This is a genomic window from Streptomyces sp. NPDC051569, from assembly GCF_044454085.1.
Classification (GTDB): Bacteria; Actinomycetota; Actinomycetes; order Streptomycetales; family Streptomycetaceae; genus Streptomyces.
In genome coordinates, this window is record NZ_JBITDJ010000017.1 from 95854 (window position 1) to 111916 (window position 16063).

The window sequence follows — 16063 nt, forward strand, 5'->3', positions numbered from 1 at the left end:
GTCCCGGCCGGGCCTCACGGGCGGAGCTGGGCAGCCCCCCGCAGGACGGTACGGTCAGCCCGCCCGCAACGACACCGCCATCGCCTCCACCGCCAGCAGCGGCGCCACATTGCGGTCCAGTGCCTGGCGGCAGGCGACGATCGCCTCTATCCGGCGCAGCGTCCGTTCCGGTGTCGAGGCACGGGCGATCCGGTCGAGCGCGTCCCGTACGTCCCCGTTGGCGAGCGCGACCCGAGAGCCGAGCTGGATGGCCAGTACGTCGCGGTAGAAGCCGGTCAGGTCGGTGAGGGCGAGATCGAGGCTGTCCCGCTGGGTACGGGTGGAGCGGCGCTTCTGACGGTCGGCCAGCTCCTTCATCACGCCTGCCGTCCCTCGGGGCATCCGGCCACCGGCCGAGGCGCCGAGGGCGGCCTTCATGTCCTCGGTCTCCTTGACGTCGACGTCCTCGGCGACCTGCTTGGCGTCCTCCGTGGCGGCGTCGACCAGCTCCTGCGCCGCCTTGAGGCAGCCCCCGATGTCGTCGACACGCAGCGGCATCTTGAGGACCGTGGCCCGCCGGGCCCTGGCTCTCTCATCGGTGGCGAGACGGCGAGCCCTGCCGATGTGCCCCTGGGTGGCGCGGGCGGCGGCGTGCGCGGCCTCCGGCTCGATCCCGTCCCGCCGGATCAGGACATCGGCGACGGCCTCCACGGGCGGGGTACGCAGGACGAGGTGCCGGCAGCGGGAGCGGATCGTCGGCAGGACGTCCTCCAGAGACGGCGCGCAGAGCAGCCAGACCGTCCGGGGCGCGGGCTCCTCCACCGCCTTCAGCAGGACGTTGCCGGCGCCCTCGGTGAGGCGGTCGGCGTCCTCCAGCACGTTGACCTGCCAGCGGCCGCCGGCCGGCGACAGCTGGGAACGGCGCACCAGCTCACGGGTGTCCTTGACGCCGATGGAGAGCAGATCGGTGCGGATGACATCGACGTCCGCGTGCGTACCGATCAGGGTCGTATGGCAGCCGTCGCAGAACCCGCAGCCCGGTTCTCCGCCGAGCGCCCGGTCCGGGCTGGTGCACTGGAGGGCGGCGGCGAAAGCGCGGGCGGCGGTGGACCGGCCGGAGCCCGGCGGACCGGTGAACAGCCAGGCGTGTGTCATCTTCGACGCCTCGGGCGGGGCGACGCCCGAGGACTCGGCGGTGACGCGCGCGTCGGCGTCACGAGCGGCGGCGGCGAGCGTCGCCTGAACCCGGTCCTGTCCGACCAGGTCATCCCATACGGTCATGCGCTGTCACCACCTCCGTGCCGCTTGTCGTCCCGCCGTGCGGTGTGTCGCCGCTCGTTGTTCGCCGTGCGTTGTTCGCCGTGCGGCGCTGCCAGGCCACGAGTGTCGCGCGCCTGGATTCCATTGTGGGGCCGGGGTCTGACATTCCGGCCCCACCGGCGCGAACACGCCACGCCGGTGGAACCCGTGCCGCTCGCGGCACCAGGTCCTGTCCGCCGGACAGGACCTAGCGGCGGCGCCGACCGTTGCTGTCGTCATCGTCGTCGTGCGGGCCCAGCAGTTCGTCCGCCAGGGTCGGAAGGTCGTCCAGCGGCGTCTCCTCCGCCCAGTCCGAGCGACGGCGCGGGCGCTCCTGGCCCTGCTCCTGGCCACGGACCGGTTCGCGCTCCGCGCTCGCGTCCGGGTGGATCGGCAGTTCCCTGGTGCGGTCGTTGCTGCCTTCCGGGGGCACGGGCGGAGCCGGGGCGTCCTCACGGAAGAAGCCCCGAGGCACACGGTCGGCCGGATCGGCGTTCCGTACGGGCGGGAGTACGGCGGTCTCCTCGGCCGCACTCGCCTCACGCGGGTCCGTCGTTCCTCGCGGACCCCACGCCTCACGCGGGTCACTCGCATCCCGGGGTTCCCGTGTGTCGCGGGGTTCCCGTGTGTCACGCGGTTCGTCCCGCACCTGGGGAAGCACCGCCGTCTCGTCGGCGGCCCGGTCCTTGACCTGCGGGACCTCCTGCGTCACCTCGTCCGGGGCGAACTTCGGCTTCCGCAGGACGACCGGCGTGGCGACCGTGACCTCGTTCGGCGAGACCGTCGGGGTCGAGGAGACCGAAGGAGTCGGGGGCGCCGCAGGAGTCGAGGGCTCCGCAGCGGCCGCCGCAGCGGCCGCCTCTTCGGCGAGCCGCCGGGCCTCCTCGGCCCTGAGCAGCGCCTCCTCCGCCTTGCGCTGCTTCTCGCGGCGCCGCTCCTCCGCCTCCGCGCGAAGCCTGGCCTCTTCCTGGGCCTGCCGCCTGAGGCGCGCCTGCTCCGCCTCGTACGCCTTCTCCTCCGCCTCGCGCCGCCTGCGCTCCTCCTCGGCCCGCCGGCGTTCCTCCTCGGCGCGCTGCCTGGCCTCCTCCTCCTGCCGTTCGGCCTCGCGCTGCCGGGCCTCTTCCAGCTCGCGGCGCTTGCGCTCCTCCACCTCGGCCCGGAGCTTGGCGAGCTGCGCCTCGCGCTCGCGCTCCAGCCGCTCCTGCTCGGCCTTCCGCGCCGCCTCTTCCTCAGCCCTGCGGCGGGCTTCCTCGATGGCGGCCTTCCGTGCCTCTTCCTGGGCCTTCACCTCGGCCTCGGAGAGCGGCAGCAGCTGGTCGAGCCGGTGCCGTACGACCGTGGTGACCGACGCCGGCTCCTGGCCGGCGTCCACGACGAGATACCGGGCCGGGTCGGCGGCGGCGAGCGTCAGGAAGCCGGACCGTACCCGCCGGTGGAAGTCGGCGGGCTCGGACTCCAGCCGGTCCGGGGCCTCGGTGAAGCGCTCCCGCGCCGTCTCCGGGGAGACGTCGAGCAGCACCGTGAGGTGCGGTACGAGACCGTCGGTCGCCCAGCGGGAGATACGGGCGATCTCGGTCGGCGAGAGATCACGGCCCGCGCCCTGGTAGGCGACGGACGAATCGATGTAACGGTCGGAGATGACGATCGCGCCGCGCTCCAGAGCGGGGCGTACGACCGAGTCCACGTGCTCGGCACGGTCGGCGGCGTACAGCAGTGCCTCGGCGCGGTTCGACAGGCCCGCGCTCGACACGTCCAGCAGGATCGAGCGGAGCCGCTTGCCGACCGGGGTGGCGCCCGGCTCGCGGGTGACCACGACTTCGTGGCCCTTGGCCCGGATCCAGTCCGCCAGCGCCTCCACCTGGGTGGACTTGCCAGCACCGTCTCCGCCCTCGATCGCGAGGAAGAAGCCGGTCGCGGCCGGGGCCTGCGCAGGATCGGCGCCGCCACGCAGTGCGTCCAGGAGATCCCGGCGCAGCGGAACACCGGAACGGTCGTCCGTCTTGGCGAGAACGACGGCCGCTACGGGCAGCAGCAGCGCGCCGACCAGCATCAGCGTGTAAGCGGCTCCGTCGTGGGCGAAGACGAAGTCGCCGTTGGTGAGGCGGTGCGGACCGATGGCGGCGGCGACGAGGGGGGCGACGACCACGCCGAGTCCGATGAAGACCCGTACCACCGCGTGGAGGTGTTCGGTGACTGCACGTCGACCGTACTCCTCGGTCTCCAGGTCGAGAAGGGTGTGGCCGGTACTCGCCGCGACACCGGCCGTGAAGCCGGTGAACAGCGCGAGGAACAGCACGGTCGCCGTGTCGGGTACGAGGCCCATGGCCAGCAGCGCGATACCGGTGACCGCGATCGCCAGTGCGAGCAGACGGCGTCGGGACAGGGCGGGCAGTACCTTCACGGCACCGCGGATACCGAGTCCCGTGCCGCCGGTCAGGGCGAGTACGAGCAGTGCGAAGGTGACGGGGCCGCCGCCGAGATCCTTGGCGTGGAGTACGGAGACGGCGACGGCGGCCGCGACGGCCGCCGCGATCGCGGCGCAGGCGAGAACGAGCAGAGGCACGGCGCCCGTGCGGCCCTTGTCCGAACCACCGCCTGTTCCCGCATCGGTGCCGGCGCCGTTGCCGGTGCCCCGCGCCGACGGCCGGCGCAGTCCTTCGAACAGGGAGCGCGGTCGCGGCGTACGGCCGTCCGGCAGTTCGAGGAAGTACAGGGCGGACACGGACGCGGAGAACAGTCCGGCCGCGACGTAGGAGCCGAGCGCCGCCTGGTGCAGTGAGAACCACTCGATGCCCGTGCCCAGCAGGTTGCCGATCAGCGTGGCGACAAGCAGGACCGCGGCAGCGGCCGGTACGGCGACGAAGGACGTACGCAGCGAGAGACGCCGCAGCGCGTCGAGGTGATCGGGCAGCGGGCGCACGGCCGCGCCCTCCAGCGGTGGGGCCGGGAGCAGGGCCGGAGCGGCGCTCTCCTTGGCGACCGTCCAGAACCGCTCGGCGACACCGGCGACGAAGACGGTGCTCAGCAGGATCGGCAGCGCGCGGCCGGGAGTCCAGGTGATCCAGAGCGGGGCGATGATGAGCAGGACGAGGCGGATCACATCCGCGCCGATCATCGTCCAGCGACGGTCCAGCGGTCCGCCGTCCCGGGCCGGTCGGGCGGCCTTGGGCTTCCTGGGCTTCCTGGCCTTCCCGGCGGGCCGGGGCACGTCGAGGGCGGGCGTGCTGCCGCCCGCCGAGGAGTCCTGCTCCCCGGCGCCGTTCACGGGTGGCGTCTTCCTCATCCCGGTGCCCGGCGCCAGCAGCGTCGAGAGCGGACGCAGGAGAACGCCTCCGAACAACAGCGTCGCGAGGACCCGGGCACCGAACACGGCGGCGACGGCGAACGCCACCCCCCGGTATCCAGCACCGAACGAGCCCTCGGCGATCGCCGCCTGCAACGACAGCAGCAGAAGCACGAGAACGGCGAGTGCGTCGCCGGTCCCACCGACGAGCTGGGCGCCCCACAACCGCCTGAGCGGGGGAAGGCGCAGCAAAGATCGCACGGCACGCTCTCGTGAGTCTGCGGCAAGGGCGTCGGAGTCGGAGGTGGGGCTCACGACCGTTGGCTGCTCGGCTCGCGTCATCCGCCCAGCCTATCCGGAGCTATTGGCTCCCTGGAGGCCCCATCCGAACATACGGGCGCCTGACGCCTGTGCCGAGTGGGGCGGTGTCTTGGAAGCGGGGTGTCCGGGACGGCGAAGAGCGGCGTATGAGACACCCCCCGCGCCCCCACAGGAGCAACCCGCGCCACACCCATCCCGTACGGGTGCGGCGCGGAGCCGCCTACCCCTGCCGACGGCTACTACGCGTGCGACTTCCGCTCGTCCAACTTCTGTTCGTCCGATCGTCGGACTTCTCTTCGTCCGATCGTCGGACTTCTATTCGTCGGACTTCGCCGACGCCGCCGTCTTCTTCGCGGTCGTCTTCTTGGCCGCGGTCGTCTTCGCGGCCGTCGTCTTCTTGGCCGTCGTCGTCTTCTTGGCGGCGGTCTTCTTGGCCGTCGTCGCCTTCTTCGCCGGGGCCTTCTTCGCCGGAGCCTTCTTCGCCGTCTTCTTGGCCGGCCCCTTGGCGCGCTTCTCCGCCAGCAGCTCGTAGCCGCGCTCGGGCGTGATCGCCTCGACGCTGTCGTCGCTCCGCAGGGTCGCGTTCGTCTCGCCGTCCGTGACGTACGGCCCGAACCGGCCGTCCTTCACCACGACGGGACGCTCGCTCACCGGGTCGGTGCCCAGCTCCTTCAGCGGCGGCTTGGCCGCGGCCCGCCCCCGCTGCTTCGGCTGGGCGTAGATCGCCAGCGCCTCGTCGAGCGTGATGTCGAAGAGCTGGTCCTCGGTCGTCAGGGACCGCGAGTCCGTGCCCTTCTTGAGGTACGGGCCGTACCGGCCGTTCTGCGCGGTGATCTCGACACCTTCGGCGTCCGCGCCGACCACCCGGGGCAGCGACATCAGCTTGAGGGCGTCGGCCAGGGTGACCGTGTCCAGGGCCATGGACTTGAAGAGGGAGGCGGTACGCGGCTTGACCGCGTTCTTGCCGGTCTTCGGGGTGCCGTCCGGGAGGATCTCGGTGACGTACGGGCCGTACCGGCCGTCCTTCGCGACGATCTGGTTGCCGCTCTCCGGGTCCGCGCCCAGCTCGAAGTCGCCGCTCGGCTTGGCCAGCAGTTCCTCCGCGTACCCGACCGTCAGCTCGTCGGGCGCGATGTCCTCCGGCACGTCCGCGCGCTGGTGGCCCTCTTCGTCCTTCTCGCCGCGTTCCACGTACGGGCCGTAGCGGCCGACGCGCAGCATGATGCCGTCGCCGACGGGGAAGGAGGAGATCTCGCGGGCGTCGATCGCGCCGAGGTCCGTGACGAGCTCCTTCAGGCCGCCGAGGTGGTCCCCGTCGCCGTTGCCCGCGCCCGAGGCGGCGCCCGCGTTGTCGTCGCCCTCGCCGAAGTAGAACCGCTTGAGCCACGGCACGGCCTTGGCCTCACCGCGCGAGATGCGGTCGAGGTCGTCTTCCATCCTGGCCGTGAAGTCGTAGTCGACCAGTCTGCCGAAGTGCTTCTCCAGCAGGTTCACCACGGCGAAGGAGAGGAAGGAGGGGACGAGTGCCGTGCCCTTCTTGAAGACGTAGCCGCGGTCGAGGATGGTGCCGATGATCGAGGCGTAGGTCGACGGGCGGCCGATCTCGCGCTCTTCCAGCTCCTTGACCAGCGAGGCTTCGGTGTAGCGGGCCGGCGGTTTGGTGGCGTGGCCGTCGACCGAGACCTCCTCGGCGGACAGCGCGTCGCCCTCGGCGACCTGCGGCAGCCGGCGCTCGCGGTCGTCCAGTTCCGCGTTCGGGTCGTCCGCGCCTTCGACGTACGCCTTCATGAAGCCGTGGAAGGTGATCGTCTTGCCCGAGGCGGAGAATTCCGCGTCCCGCCCGTCGGAGGCACGGCCGCCGATCCTGACGGTGACGCTGTTGCCGACGGCGTCCTTCATCTGGGAGGCGACGGTCCGCTTCCAGATCAGCTCGTAGAGCCTGAACTGGTCGCCGGTCAGGCCGGTCTCCGCCGGAGTGCGGAAACGATCACCCGAGGGACGGATCGCCTCGTGCGCCTCCTGGGCGTTCTTGACCTTGCCGGCGTACGTGCGCGGCTTGTCCGGCAGGTAGTCAGCCCCGTACAACTGCGTGACCTGCGCCCGGGCCGCCGAGACAGCGGTGTCCGAGAGGGTCGTCGAGTCGGTACGCATATAGGTGATGAAGCCGTTCTCGTACAGCTTCTGCGCGACCTGCATCGTGGACTTCGCACCGAAGCCGAGCTTCCGCGACGCCTCCTGCTGGAGGGTCGTCGTGCGGAACGGGGCGTACGGGGAGCGGCGGTACGGCTTGGACTCGACCGAGCGGACGGAGAAGGAGGCGCTCTCCAGAGCCGTGGCCAGGGCCCGGGCGTTCGCCTCGTCCAGGTGCAGCACCTGGTCGGACTTGAGCCGGCCGTCCGAACCGAAGTCGCGGCCCTGCGCGACACGCCGGCCGTCGACCGAGTTCAGCCGGGCGACCAGCGAGGACGGGTCGGAGGCGTCACCGGCGCGGCCGGTGGAGAACGTGCCGGTCAGGTCCCAGTACTCGGCGGAGCGGAAGGCGATGCGCTCGCGCTCCCGCTCGACGACGAGCCGGGTGGCCACGGACTGGACGCGGCCGGCGGAGAGCCCCCGCATGACCTTTTTCCACAGGACCGGCGAGACCTCGTACCCGTACAGCCGGTCGAGGATACGGCGGGTCTCCTGCGCGTCGACCAAGCGCGTGTTCAGTTCGCGCGGGTTGGCGACGGCGGCGCGGATCGCGTCCTTGGTGATCTCGTGGAAGACCATCCGGTGGACGGGGACCTTGGGCTTGAGGACTTCCTGCAGGTGCCACGCGATGGCTTCGCCCTCGCGGTCCTCATCGGTGGCGAGGTAGAGCTCGTCGGACTCGGCCAGCAGCTCCTTGAGCTTTCTGACCTGGGCCTTCTTGTCGGCGTTCACGACGTAGATCGGCTGGAAGTCGTTCTCGACGTCCACGCCGAGCCGGCGCACCTCGCCCGTGTACTTCTCGGGCACCTCGGCGGCGCCGCTCGGCAGGTCGCGGATGTGCCCGACGCTCGCCTCGACGACATAGCCAGGGCCGAGGTAGCCCTTGATCGTCTTCGCCTTGGCGGGCGACTCGACGATGACGAGTCGGCGGCCGCCGTCTGCGGTCTCGCTGGTCGGGGACAACTTCGCTCTTCTCTCCGGTCGACGCTCGGTGGGCCCGTACGGGGTACGGAGAACGGCACGGCAGGGCACGGTACGGCCCAGCGGTGACGCTGCTTCGCTGCGGAGTGTGACGGTACAACCCGCCCCTGTGTCAAACGGCAAAAGCCCGCAACGGCCACTCGAACGGTAACCCGACTCCAGGCATTCCTGCCGCCCGGACCCCTGCGCCCGCCACGTCGGACGGCACGGCCGACGGTTCCGCCCAGCGGCGCCGACGCGATACGCGGGGGCTCTCGCGGTACGTCCGGTGCAGGTCCGGCGGCCTGCCGGGGCCCTTCGGGCCCCGGGACGATCATGAACCGGGAGGTTCCGGTCGGGCACGGGGGAGGGATCGGATCACATACGACCGAAGCACCAGAGGCCGAGAGCGAGAAAGACCACGCCCGAGAGTGTCGCGAGCGCGATGGACGCCGCGGGCCGCACTCCGTGGGCCACCGGTGCCCGGTGCAGGACCCGCGCTCCCGTCCACAGCAGCAGTCCGGCCCCGAACAGCGTGAACGCCGTCCCCGCGAAGATCGCCGGCCCGCTCTCCATGCCCGTACCCCGTTCCGCCGTGGCACCTGTCGCGGGGCGCCGAGAATGCAGCAGGCTGAGGCTGGCACCCCGGGACGTCACTGGCGCGAATTCCGGATGAACGCCGCGCGCGACCGCCCCGCCCCGCGCCGCCCGCCCCGCACCGGGGCGCCCGGCCAGCACCGCCCGCCCGGCCAGCACCGCCCGCAGACTGCCGGACGGGCGGGCGCTTGGGCGACAGGAGGCGTCAGCGCGCGGCGGGCGCCGGGCCGACAGGCGTCAGCGCGCGACGGGCGCCGGTTCCAGGAAGCCCTCCTCCACCAGCAGCCGGATCGCCTGGGGCGTACGGTCCCGGAGCAGTACCGGATCCTCCCCCATGAGCTGCGCGATCGCGTCCAGGATCCGGCCCGCGCTCAGTGTCCCGTCACAGACACCGGCGAACCCGGCCCCGACCGCGTCGACCTTCGTGGCCCGCCGCATGCCCCGGTGCTGCCGCAGCACCACATGCTCGGGATCCTCCGCGCCGGGCAGCCCGACCTGCTCCTGGACGACCTCGGGAGCCAGCACGAAATGATCGGCGAGGAGAGCCGCGTCGTCGCGCGTCCGCAGATAGTCCCGCCGTTCGAAGTGGGCTCGTACGGTGTCGCCCAGCGGCTGCTCCACGGGGTGCGGCCATTCCTCGACGACGATCGACGGCTGCTCGGTGCCCGACTTCCTGAGCGTGATCCAGCCGAAGCCGACCGCCTTGGTCTTGCGGGCCTCGAACTCGTCCAGCCACGCCTCGTACCGCGCGGCGTACGCCTCCGGATCAGCGCGGTGGTCGCCGCTGTCGCGCAGCCACAGCTCGGCGTACTGGGTCACGTCCTGGACTTCGCGCTGCACGATCCAGGCGTCGCAGCCGCGCGGCACCCACGAGCGCAGCCGCTCCTGCCACTCCTCCCCTTCCACGTGCTGCCAGTTGGCGAGGAAGTGCGCGAACCCGCCCTGGTTGAGCCGCTCCCCGGCCTGCTGAACGAGCGTGCGGCACAGGTCGTCCCCGCCCATCCCGCCGTCCCGGTAGGTGAGCCGGGCACCGGGCGAGATGACGAACGGCGGGTTGGAGACGATCAGGTCGTACGTCGCGTCCGCCACCGGCTCGAACAGCGAGCCCTGGTACAACTCGGCGGCGGGCATGTCGGACAGGGCCAGCGTCAGCCGGGTGAAGGCGAGTGCCCGCGGATTCAGATCGGTGGCGGTGACCCGCGTGGCGTACTGGGCGGCGTGCAGCGCCTGGATGCCGGAGCCGGTACCGATGTCGAGCGCGGTCGCGACGGGCGTCCGCACGGTGAGCCCGGCGAGGGTCGTCGAAGCGCCGCCGACGCCGAGCACCACCCCCTCGTCGTGGCCGCTCGCCCCGCCCGCGCCACCGACGGCGAAGCCCAGGTCGGAGACGATGAACCAGTCCTGCCCCTCGGGTCCGCCGAACGGCCGTACGTCCACCGTCGCACGGATCTCCTCACCCTCCTGGACGACCCAGCCGTCGGCCAGGGCCTCCTCCAGCGGCAGGACGGCCCGCGCCCGATCCCACGGGACGGGCCGCTGGAGCAGGAAGAGCCGAATGAGGGTTTCGAGCGGGGTGTCGCCGCGGGTGGCGCGCAGCGCGGGCACGGTCTCGCTGCGGGCCAGCGCGGCATAGGCGGGAGCGCCGAGGAGGTCGAGCATGCCGTCGGCGGTGAAGTCCGCGGCGAGCAGGGCGGCGCGGAGTCGGGGCGAACGGTCGGGCGCGGGAAGGCTGGTCGTACTCACCCGCCCATTGTGGCTGCTCCCCGTGACAACGGCTCGCGGCCCGGCGTCCTGTTCGGGGACACCGGGCCGCGATGGCCTGGTTCGGGATGGCCTGTGGTTCGGGATGGCCTGGTTCGGGATGAGCCGAGAGCACCCCGGGCGGATGCCGTGGGCCGCCGCGCCGGGAGGCGTCAGCGGCTGTGCCCGGGCCGTACCGGCGGCCGGCTACGCCAAGGCGGTACCGGTCACGATCCGCTGCCCGCCGACGGGGTCACGGCAGCGCTCCCGGCGGCGGACGGCGCCGGCTTCTGACAGCCGGGCTGCTTCGCCATCGCCTTGCCGACCTCGCCGGACTGGAGCTGCTGCAGCGCCTGGTCACCGCTCTGGCTGATCTTGGTCAGCTCGTCCGCGACGCCCTTGAGGCCGTCGGCGAACTTCGCCTGATTGTTGATGTCGAGCGCGTCGACGCCGGTCCCCAGGCTCTGATAGGCCGCCGCGGTGGAGTTGAGCTCCTTGACAGCCTCCTGCTGGATCTTCTCGCCGTCCTTGACGGGCGGGGCGCCCGCGCTGTTCACGGCGGAGCCCAGCGCCTTGTAGGCGCCGGAGATGGACCGGAAGGCCGCCGCGTCGGTCTTCCGGACCTCGGCGGGCTTGGTGCTGTCCGAGGTCGCCTGCTGGATGGAGGTGTTGGCGGCCGCGATCTTCTGCAGCTGGGGCTGGACCTGGTCGCAGACCTTCTTGGCCCAGTCGTTCACCTTGTTGTCGTTGTCGTCGCTGCTGCAGCCCGACAGCGCCATGAGCAGTACCGCACCGCCGGACAGCGCGGCCGCAAGCTTCTTGTTCACCGGATTGGTCCCTTCCAAGGCTCTCGGCCCCGGAACTTACACGCCAGGTGGGTGGCCATCACGTGCCGAACGTCCGATCAATGGGCTTTTGAAGCCATTTGCACCAAGGGAGAGACACCTCACGCCCGGCAGGCCGGACAGCCGGGCGGGGCAGCCGGGGCGGACGGGCGCATCCGGTGCGCCCGTCGGCACAGAGACCGGTGCGCCCGTCGGCACAGAGAAACGGACGGCACGTCAATCCGTGCCGTCCGTCCGCTCATCGACCCGGCCCGACACCCGGCCCGCCGCATGTGCGGTGAGTCGGCGCGGGTCCGGACCGGGTATCAGATCACGATCGGGCGGGCGCGACGGCTGACGCCGTCGGCCAGCTCATCCGGATGACGCCGCCGTCGTCGTCGGCGGTGACCTGCACGTCGTCGACGAGTCCGCTGATGACCGCGAGGCCCATTTCGTCCTCGCCCTCGGCGTCGCTCTCCTGGAGATCACCCGGGGACGCCTTCGCGTTCCCGGCGTCACCGCCCGCGGCCGGCACCTCGTCACCGACCTCGATGGAGAAAGCCTTCTCCCCCTCGATCAGCACGACGCGCACCGGAGCGGTGATGCCATGACTGCGGTGCAGCCCGACCGCCCGGCTGCACGCCTCACCGACGGCCAGCCTGACCTCGTCCAACACAGCTTCATCCACGCCGGCCCGGCGTGCCACGGCGGCCGCCACCAGACGGGCCGTCCTGACATGTTCGGGCTGGGCGCTGAAGCGGAGTTCAACGGTGGCCATGCGATCCCCTCGAACGTACGAGCGTAAAAACTCACGAGCGCGGGGCATCCGGGCATGACGCCCGGTGCCCTCCGCCCAGTTCCTCCGGAAGGCTGCTGCCGACCTCAGTCGGTGGCAGCCACGGCCTCGTCGACCGTGGTGTGGATCGGGAACACCTTGGTCAGACCGGTGATCCGGAAGATCTTGAGAATGCGCTCCTGGTTGCAGACCAGACGCAGCGAGCCCTCATGGGCGCGCACTCGCTTCAGGCCACCCACGAGCACGCCGAGACCGGTCGAGTCCAGGAAGTCCACGCCCTCCATGTCGACAACCAGGTGGTAGCTGCCGTCGTTCACCAACTCGACCAACTGCTCGCGCAGCTTGGGCGCGGTATACACATCAATCTCGCCACCGACCTCGACGACCGTACGGTCGCCACCAGGGCCGGACACATTGCGAGTCGACAGGGACAGGTCCACGGATCCTCCAGCACCTTGCTATCGAGCGGTCGCCCCTCGGGTCTCCCCGACGGAGCCAGGGGACGTATCGCCAGCCGCCATGGCATTCAATCACTTACCGGCGGCCGTACACGACGCCTTGGGACCATTGTCCGTCAAGCCGGTGACACACTCGATGCCGATGGCCAGGAATCGCCGCCCCCATGGACTCCCCGAGAGCGGGGACAACCGCCCCTCCCCCGATACGGTCCTCGACCGGCTCGCCGCGGGGGCGGGCCGTGCTGCGCGCATCACCCATACGGAGCACCTGCCCCCTCGTGCCGGTCGTCATGCGGTCTGGCCCGATCGCATCCGCGCCGAAGTCGTCCATGCCATCCAGCAGGCCGGAATCGACCATCCCTGGGCCCACCAGGCGGCCGCCGCCGAGCACGCCCTGGACGGCGAATCGGTCGTCATCGCCACCGGTACCGCGTCCGGCAAGTCCCTCGCCTACCTCGCTCCGGTGCTGACGACCCTCCTCGACGGCGCCGAGGCCGCCAACGGCCGGGGCACGACCGCGCTCTATCTCGCCCCGACCAAGGCCCTCGCGGCCGACCAGCGCCGCGCCGTCAAGGCGCTCGCCGCCCCGCTCGGCAACCGCGTGCGCCCTGCCGTCTACGACGGCGACACGCCCGTCGAGGAGCGCGAATGGGTCAGGCAGTACGCCAATTACGTGCTGACCAACCCGGACATGCTGCACCGGGGGATCCTCCCCTCCCACCCTCGCTGGGCCTCCTTCCTGCGTTCCCTGCGCTATGTCGTCATCGACGAGTGCCACACCTACCGGGGTGTCTTCGGCTCACACGTCGCCCAGGTGCTGCGCCGGCTCCGCCGCGTATGCGCCCGCTACGGTGCGCATCCGGTCTTCCTGCTCGCCTCCGCCACCGCGGCGGAACCCGCCCTGGCCGCCGGCCGGCTCACCGGACTGCCCGTCCAGGAGGTCGCCGACGACGCCTCCCCGCGCGGCGAACTGGTGTTCGCCCTCTGGGAGCCCCCGCTCACCGAACTCCAGGGCGAGAAGGGCGCGCCGGTGCGCCGTACCGCCACGGCCGAGACCGCCGACCTCCTCACCGATCTGACCGTCCAGGGTGTCCGGACGGTCGCCTTCGTACGCTCCCGGCGCGGCGCCGAGCTCGTCTCCGTCATCGCCCAGGAACGCCTGGCCGAGGTGGACCGCTCCCTGGCCCGCCGGGTGGCCGCCTATCGGGGCGGCTACCTCCCCGAGGAGCGCCGCGCCCTGGAGAACGCCCTGCACTCCGGCGAACTCCTCGGCCTCGCCGCGACCACGGCCCTGGAGCTGGGGATCGACGTCTCGGGCCTGGACGCCGTCGTCATCGCCGGTTATCCGGGCACCCGCGCCTCCCTGTGGCAGCAGGCAGGCCGGGCCGGCCGCTCCGGGCAGGGGGCGCTGGCCATCCTGGTCGCCCGGGACGATCCGCTGGACACGTTCCTCGTCCACCACCCCGAGGCGCTGTTCCAGCAGCCCGTCGAGTCCACCGTCCTCGACCCGGACAACCCGTACGTCCTGGCTCCCCATCTGTGCGCCGCCGCCGCCGAACTCCCCCTCACCGAAGCCGATCTGCCGCTCTTCGGCCCGGCCGTCCCCGGCCTGCTCCCGCAGCTGGAAGCCGCGGGCCTGCTGCGCCGCCGTACCTCCGGCTGGTACTGGACCCGCCGCGAACGGGCCGCCGACCTGACCGATATCCGGGGCGAGGGCGGCCGTCCGGTCCAGATCGTCGAGGCGGCGACCGGCCGGCTGCTGGGCACGGTCGACGAACCGGCCTCGCACACCGCTGTCCACGACGGCGCCGTCCATCTCCACCAGGGCCGCACCTACCTGGTCAAGCGACTGGATCTCGCGGACTCCGTCGCCCTGGTCGAGGAGGCCGCCCCGCCGTACTCCACCACCGCCCGCGACACCACCGCCATCTCCGTCCTGGAAACCGACACCACGATCCCGTGGGGCGAGGGACGCCTGTGCTACGGCTCCGTCGAAGTCACCAACCAGGTCGTCTCCTTCCTGCGACGCCGGCTCATCACCGGCGAGGTCCTCGGCGAGAGCAAGCTCGACCTGCCCCCGCGGACGCTGCGTACGCGGGCCGTGTGGTGGACGGTCACGGAGGGCCAGCTGGACGCGGCCCGGGTCAACCCGGAGCAGCTGGGCGGCGCGCTGCACGCCGCCGAACACGCGTCCATCGGCATGCTCCCCCTCTTCGCCACCTGCGACCGCTGGGACATCGGCGGGGTCTCCGTACCGCTCCACCCGGACACCCTGCTGCCGACCGTCTTCGTGTACGACGGTCATCCCGGCGGCGCGGGATTCGCCGAGCGCGCCTTCCAGACGGCCCGTGAGTGGCTCACCGCCACCCGCGAGGCCATCGCGTCCTGCGAGTGCGAGGCCGGGTGCCCCTCCTGCATCCAGTCCCCCAAGTGCGGCAACGGCAACGAGCCCTTGCACAAGCGGGGCGCCGTACGGCTCCTGACCGAGCTGCTCAGGGCTGCGCCGGACGCGCCTCCCGTGGCATAGCCGCCGCCTCCGAGGGAGCCTGCGCGGGAGCCTGCGGGGAGCCGGGCGGGGGCGTCGCGGGCGGAGGGCCCGCACGGGCCCTGACCGTCGGGGCATACGGCCCGAAGCGCGCCCGTGCCGTCACATCAGCGATCTCCCCGTTCAGCCCGCACCGCACCACCTCCGCCCCCTGCGCGGCCGCCACCTCGGCCGCTCTGCCGCAGGCATCCGTCGGCCCCCACAGCGCGCGGTCCGCGGCGGCGAGGGCCGCCAGGTCCGCGGCCCCACCCGCCCGGTGCCGGGCGACGACCGCCTGCCCCAGCGCGAGCACCGCGGCGAACACCACACACAGCGTGGTCGCCGCCATGGCCACCCACACCGTCGCCGACCCCCGGTCCCTGGTCATGGCCCCGCCTCTCCGGCCCCGGGGTCCGCCGTGCCGTCCGCGACGGTATCGGCGGGGCCCACAGCGTCCGCAGGGGCTGCGGGGCCTGCGGGATCCAAGACGTCCTCCGCCGACGCCGCCGCCTCCGCGGTGAGCGTCAGGGCCAGCGCACCCGGCCCCGGCGTGGGAGCCTCCACCCGCACCTGCCACAGGTCGCCCGTACGCCCCAGCGTGATCCTGGCGTCCTCGGGGGCGGCCGAACGGGCGGCGGCAAGGACCCCGGCCCGCGGCTCGGACCTGGCGGCCGCCCGCGCCCCCGCCCGCGCCGCGTCCACGCACCGGATCTGCGCGGAAGCCGCCGTCAGCGCCCAGATCAGGGCCAGGGCGAACACCAGCAGCGCCGGCACCGCCACGGCTGCCTCCGCCGTCACCGTCCCCCGGTCGCCGCCGGGCCGCCGGCCTGTACGGCGCGGGGGCCCCAGGTCCGCCTCAGAACTGCGCATGGAGCGCCCTCCCGATCACCGACTCCAACGCGTCCGAGACGGGCGCGCTCGTGACGATCTTGTAGAGCACGGCCGCGAACGCACAGGCGGCGATCGTCCCCACCGCGTACTCGGACGTGGTCATCCCCGCGTCGGTGCGCGAACGGCGCAGCCGCGCCTGACACAGCCGTCGCACATACCGCATACGTCGCATCCTCATCCCGATATCCGCCTCCCCGTAGA

Annotated in this window: 12 protein-coding genes; 1 reads left to right on the forward strand and 11 read right to left on the reverse strand. The window is 72.2% G+C overall.

What is annotated here, in order from left to right:
* Nucleotides 1-54 precede the first annotated feature (54 nt).
* The 8 genes from ACIBAE_RS22560 to ACIBAE_RS22595 form a co-directional block, all read right to left on the reverse strand.
* Nucleotides 55-1260: a DNA polymerase III subunit delta' gene (locus tag ACIBAE_RS22560; protein WP_399288418.1), complete on the reverse strand. Its 1206-nt coding sequence runs from the start codon at nucleotides 1258-1260 to the stop codon at nucleotides 55-57.
* Nucleotides 1261-1486: 226 nt separating this feature from the next.
* Entirely contained in the window at nucleotides 1487-4903 is a 3417-nt protein-coding gene (gene tmk, locus ACIBAE_RS22565; RefSeq protein ID WP_399288421.1) for a dTMP kinase, read from the reverse strand.
* Nucleotides 4904-5197: 294 nt separating this feature from the next.
* Nucleotides 5198-8035, reverse strand: coding sequence for a type I DNA topoisomerase (gene topA, locus ACIBAE_RS22570; protein WP_399288424.1), 2838 nt, complete (start codon nucleotides 8033-8035; stop codon nucleotides 5198-5200).
* A gap of 375 nt (nucleotides 8036-8410) precedes the next feature.
* Complete coding sequence (locus tag ACIBAE_RS22575) at nucleotides 8411-8608, reverse strand: hypothetical protein (RefSeq protein ID WP_399288427.1); 198 nt, start codon at nucleotides 8606-8608, stop codon at nucleotides 8411-8413.
* A 258-nt stretch (nucleotides 8609-8866) separates the two neighbouring features.
* Nucleotides 8867-10372, reverse strand: a complete 1506-nt coding sequence (locus ACIBAE_RS22580; protein ID WP_399288430.1) for a methyltransferase — start codon at nucleotides 10370-10372, stop codon at nucleotides 8867-8869.
* Between the two features lie 224 nt (nucleotides 10373-10596).
* The gene (locus ACIBAE_RS22585; RefSeq protein ID WP_399288433.1) at nucleotides 10597-11196 is read right to left on the reverse strand and encodes a small secreted protein; all 600 of its coding nucleotides are present in this window, start codon (nucleotides 11194-11196) and stop codon (nucleotides 10597-10599) included.
* 328 nt (nucleotides 11197-11524) lie between these two features.
* Nucleotides 11525-11971, reverse strand: a complete 447-nt coding sequence (locus tag ACIBAE_RS22590) for an ATP-binding protein (RefSeq protein ID WP_399288436.1) — start codon at nucleotides 11969-11971, stop codon at nucleotides 11525-11527.
* A gap of 104 nt (nucleotides 11972-12075) precedes the next feature.
* Complete coding sequence (locus tag ACIBAE_RS22595) at nucleotides 12076-12429, reverse strand: STAS domain-containing protein (protein WP_003967428.1); 354 nt, start codon at nucleotides 12427-12429, stop codon at nucleotides 12076-12078.
* 79 nt (nucleotides 12430-12508) lie between these two features.
* On the opposite strand from ACIBAE_RS22595, the gene ACIBAE_RS22600 reads away from it, so the two are divergent.
* Nucleotides 12509-14974: a DEAD/DEAH box helicase gene (locus ACIBAE_RS22600; RefSeq protein ID WP_399288438.1), complete on the forward strand. Its 2466-nt coding sequence runs from the start codon at nucleotides 12509-12511 to the stop codon at nucleotides 14972-14974.
* Here the strand turns inward: ACIBAE_RS22600 and ACIBAE_RS22605 are convergent.
* From ACIBAE_RS22605 to ACIBAE_RS22615, 3 genes are read right to left on the reverse strand one after another with little or no spacing between them, the layout of a single operon-like run.
* Nucleotides 14940-15359 (reverse strand): Rv3654c family TadE-like protein, encoded by a 420-nt coding sequence (locus ACIBAE_RS22605; RefSeq protein WP_399288441.1) that lies wholly within the window; start codon nucleotides 15357-15359, stop codon nucleotides 14940-14942. The genes ACIBAE_RS22600 and ACIBAE_RS22605 overlap by 35 nt on opposite strands.
* Entirely contained in the window at nucleotides 15356-15841 is a 486-nt protein-coding gene (locus tag ACIBAE_RS22610) for a TadE family type IV pilus minor pilin (protein WP_399288444.1), read from the reverse strand. The genes ACIBAE_RS22605 and ACIBAE_RS22610 overlap by 4 nt, the downstream gene beginning before the upstream one ends.
* Complete coding sequence (locus ACIBAE_RS22615) at nucleotides 15828-16034, reverse strand: DUF4244 domain-containing protein (protein ID WP_399288447.1); 207 nt, start codon at nucleotides 16032-16034, stop codon at nucleotides 15828-15830. Before ACIBAE_RS22615 ends, ACIBAE_RS22610 begins: the two co-directional genes overlap by 14 nt.
* Nucleotides 16035-16063: the final 29 nt, after the last annotated feature.

Bases quoted from the DNA above. Each gene is read 5' to 3' on its own strand.
- ACIBAE_RS22560 (WP_399288418.1), bottom strand. From the start codon at position 1,260: ATGACCGTATGGGATGACCTGGTCGGACAGGACCGGGTTCAGGCGACG.
- tmk (WP_399288421.1), bottom strand. From the start codon at position 4,903: ATGACGCGAGCCGAGCAGCCAACGGTCGTGAGCCCCACCTCCGACTCC.
- ACIBAE_RS22575 (WP_399288427.1), bottom strand. From the start codon at position 8,608: ATGGAGAGCGGGCCGGCGATCTTCGCGGGGACGGCGTTCACGCTGTTC.
- ACIBAE_RS22590 (WP_399288436.1), bottom strand. From the start codon at position 11,971: ATGGCCACCGTTGAACTCCGCTTCAGCGCCCAGCCCGAACATGTCAGG.
- ACIBAE_RS22600 (WP_399288438.1), top strand. From the start codon at position 12,509: ATGGCATTCAATCACTTACCGGCGGCCGTACACGACGCCTTGGGACCA.
- ACIBAE_RS22605 (WP_399288441.1), bottom strand. From the start codon at position 15,359: ATGACCAGGGACCGGGGGTCGGCGACGGTGTGGGTGGCCATGGCGGCG.
- ACIBAE_RS22610 (WP_399288444.1), bottom strand. From the start codon at position 15,841: ATGCGCAGTTCTGAGGCGGACCTGGGGCCCCCGCGCCGTACAGGCCGG.
- ACIBAE_RS22615 (WP_399288447.1), bottom strand. From the start codon at position 16,034: ATGCGACGTATGCGGTATGTGCGACGGCTGTGTCAGGCGCGGCTGCGC.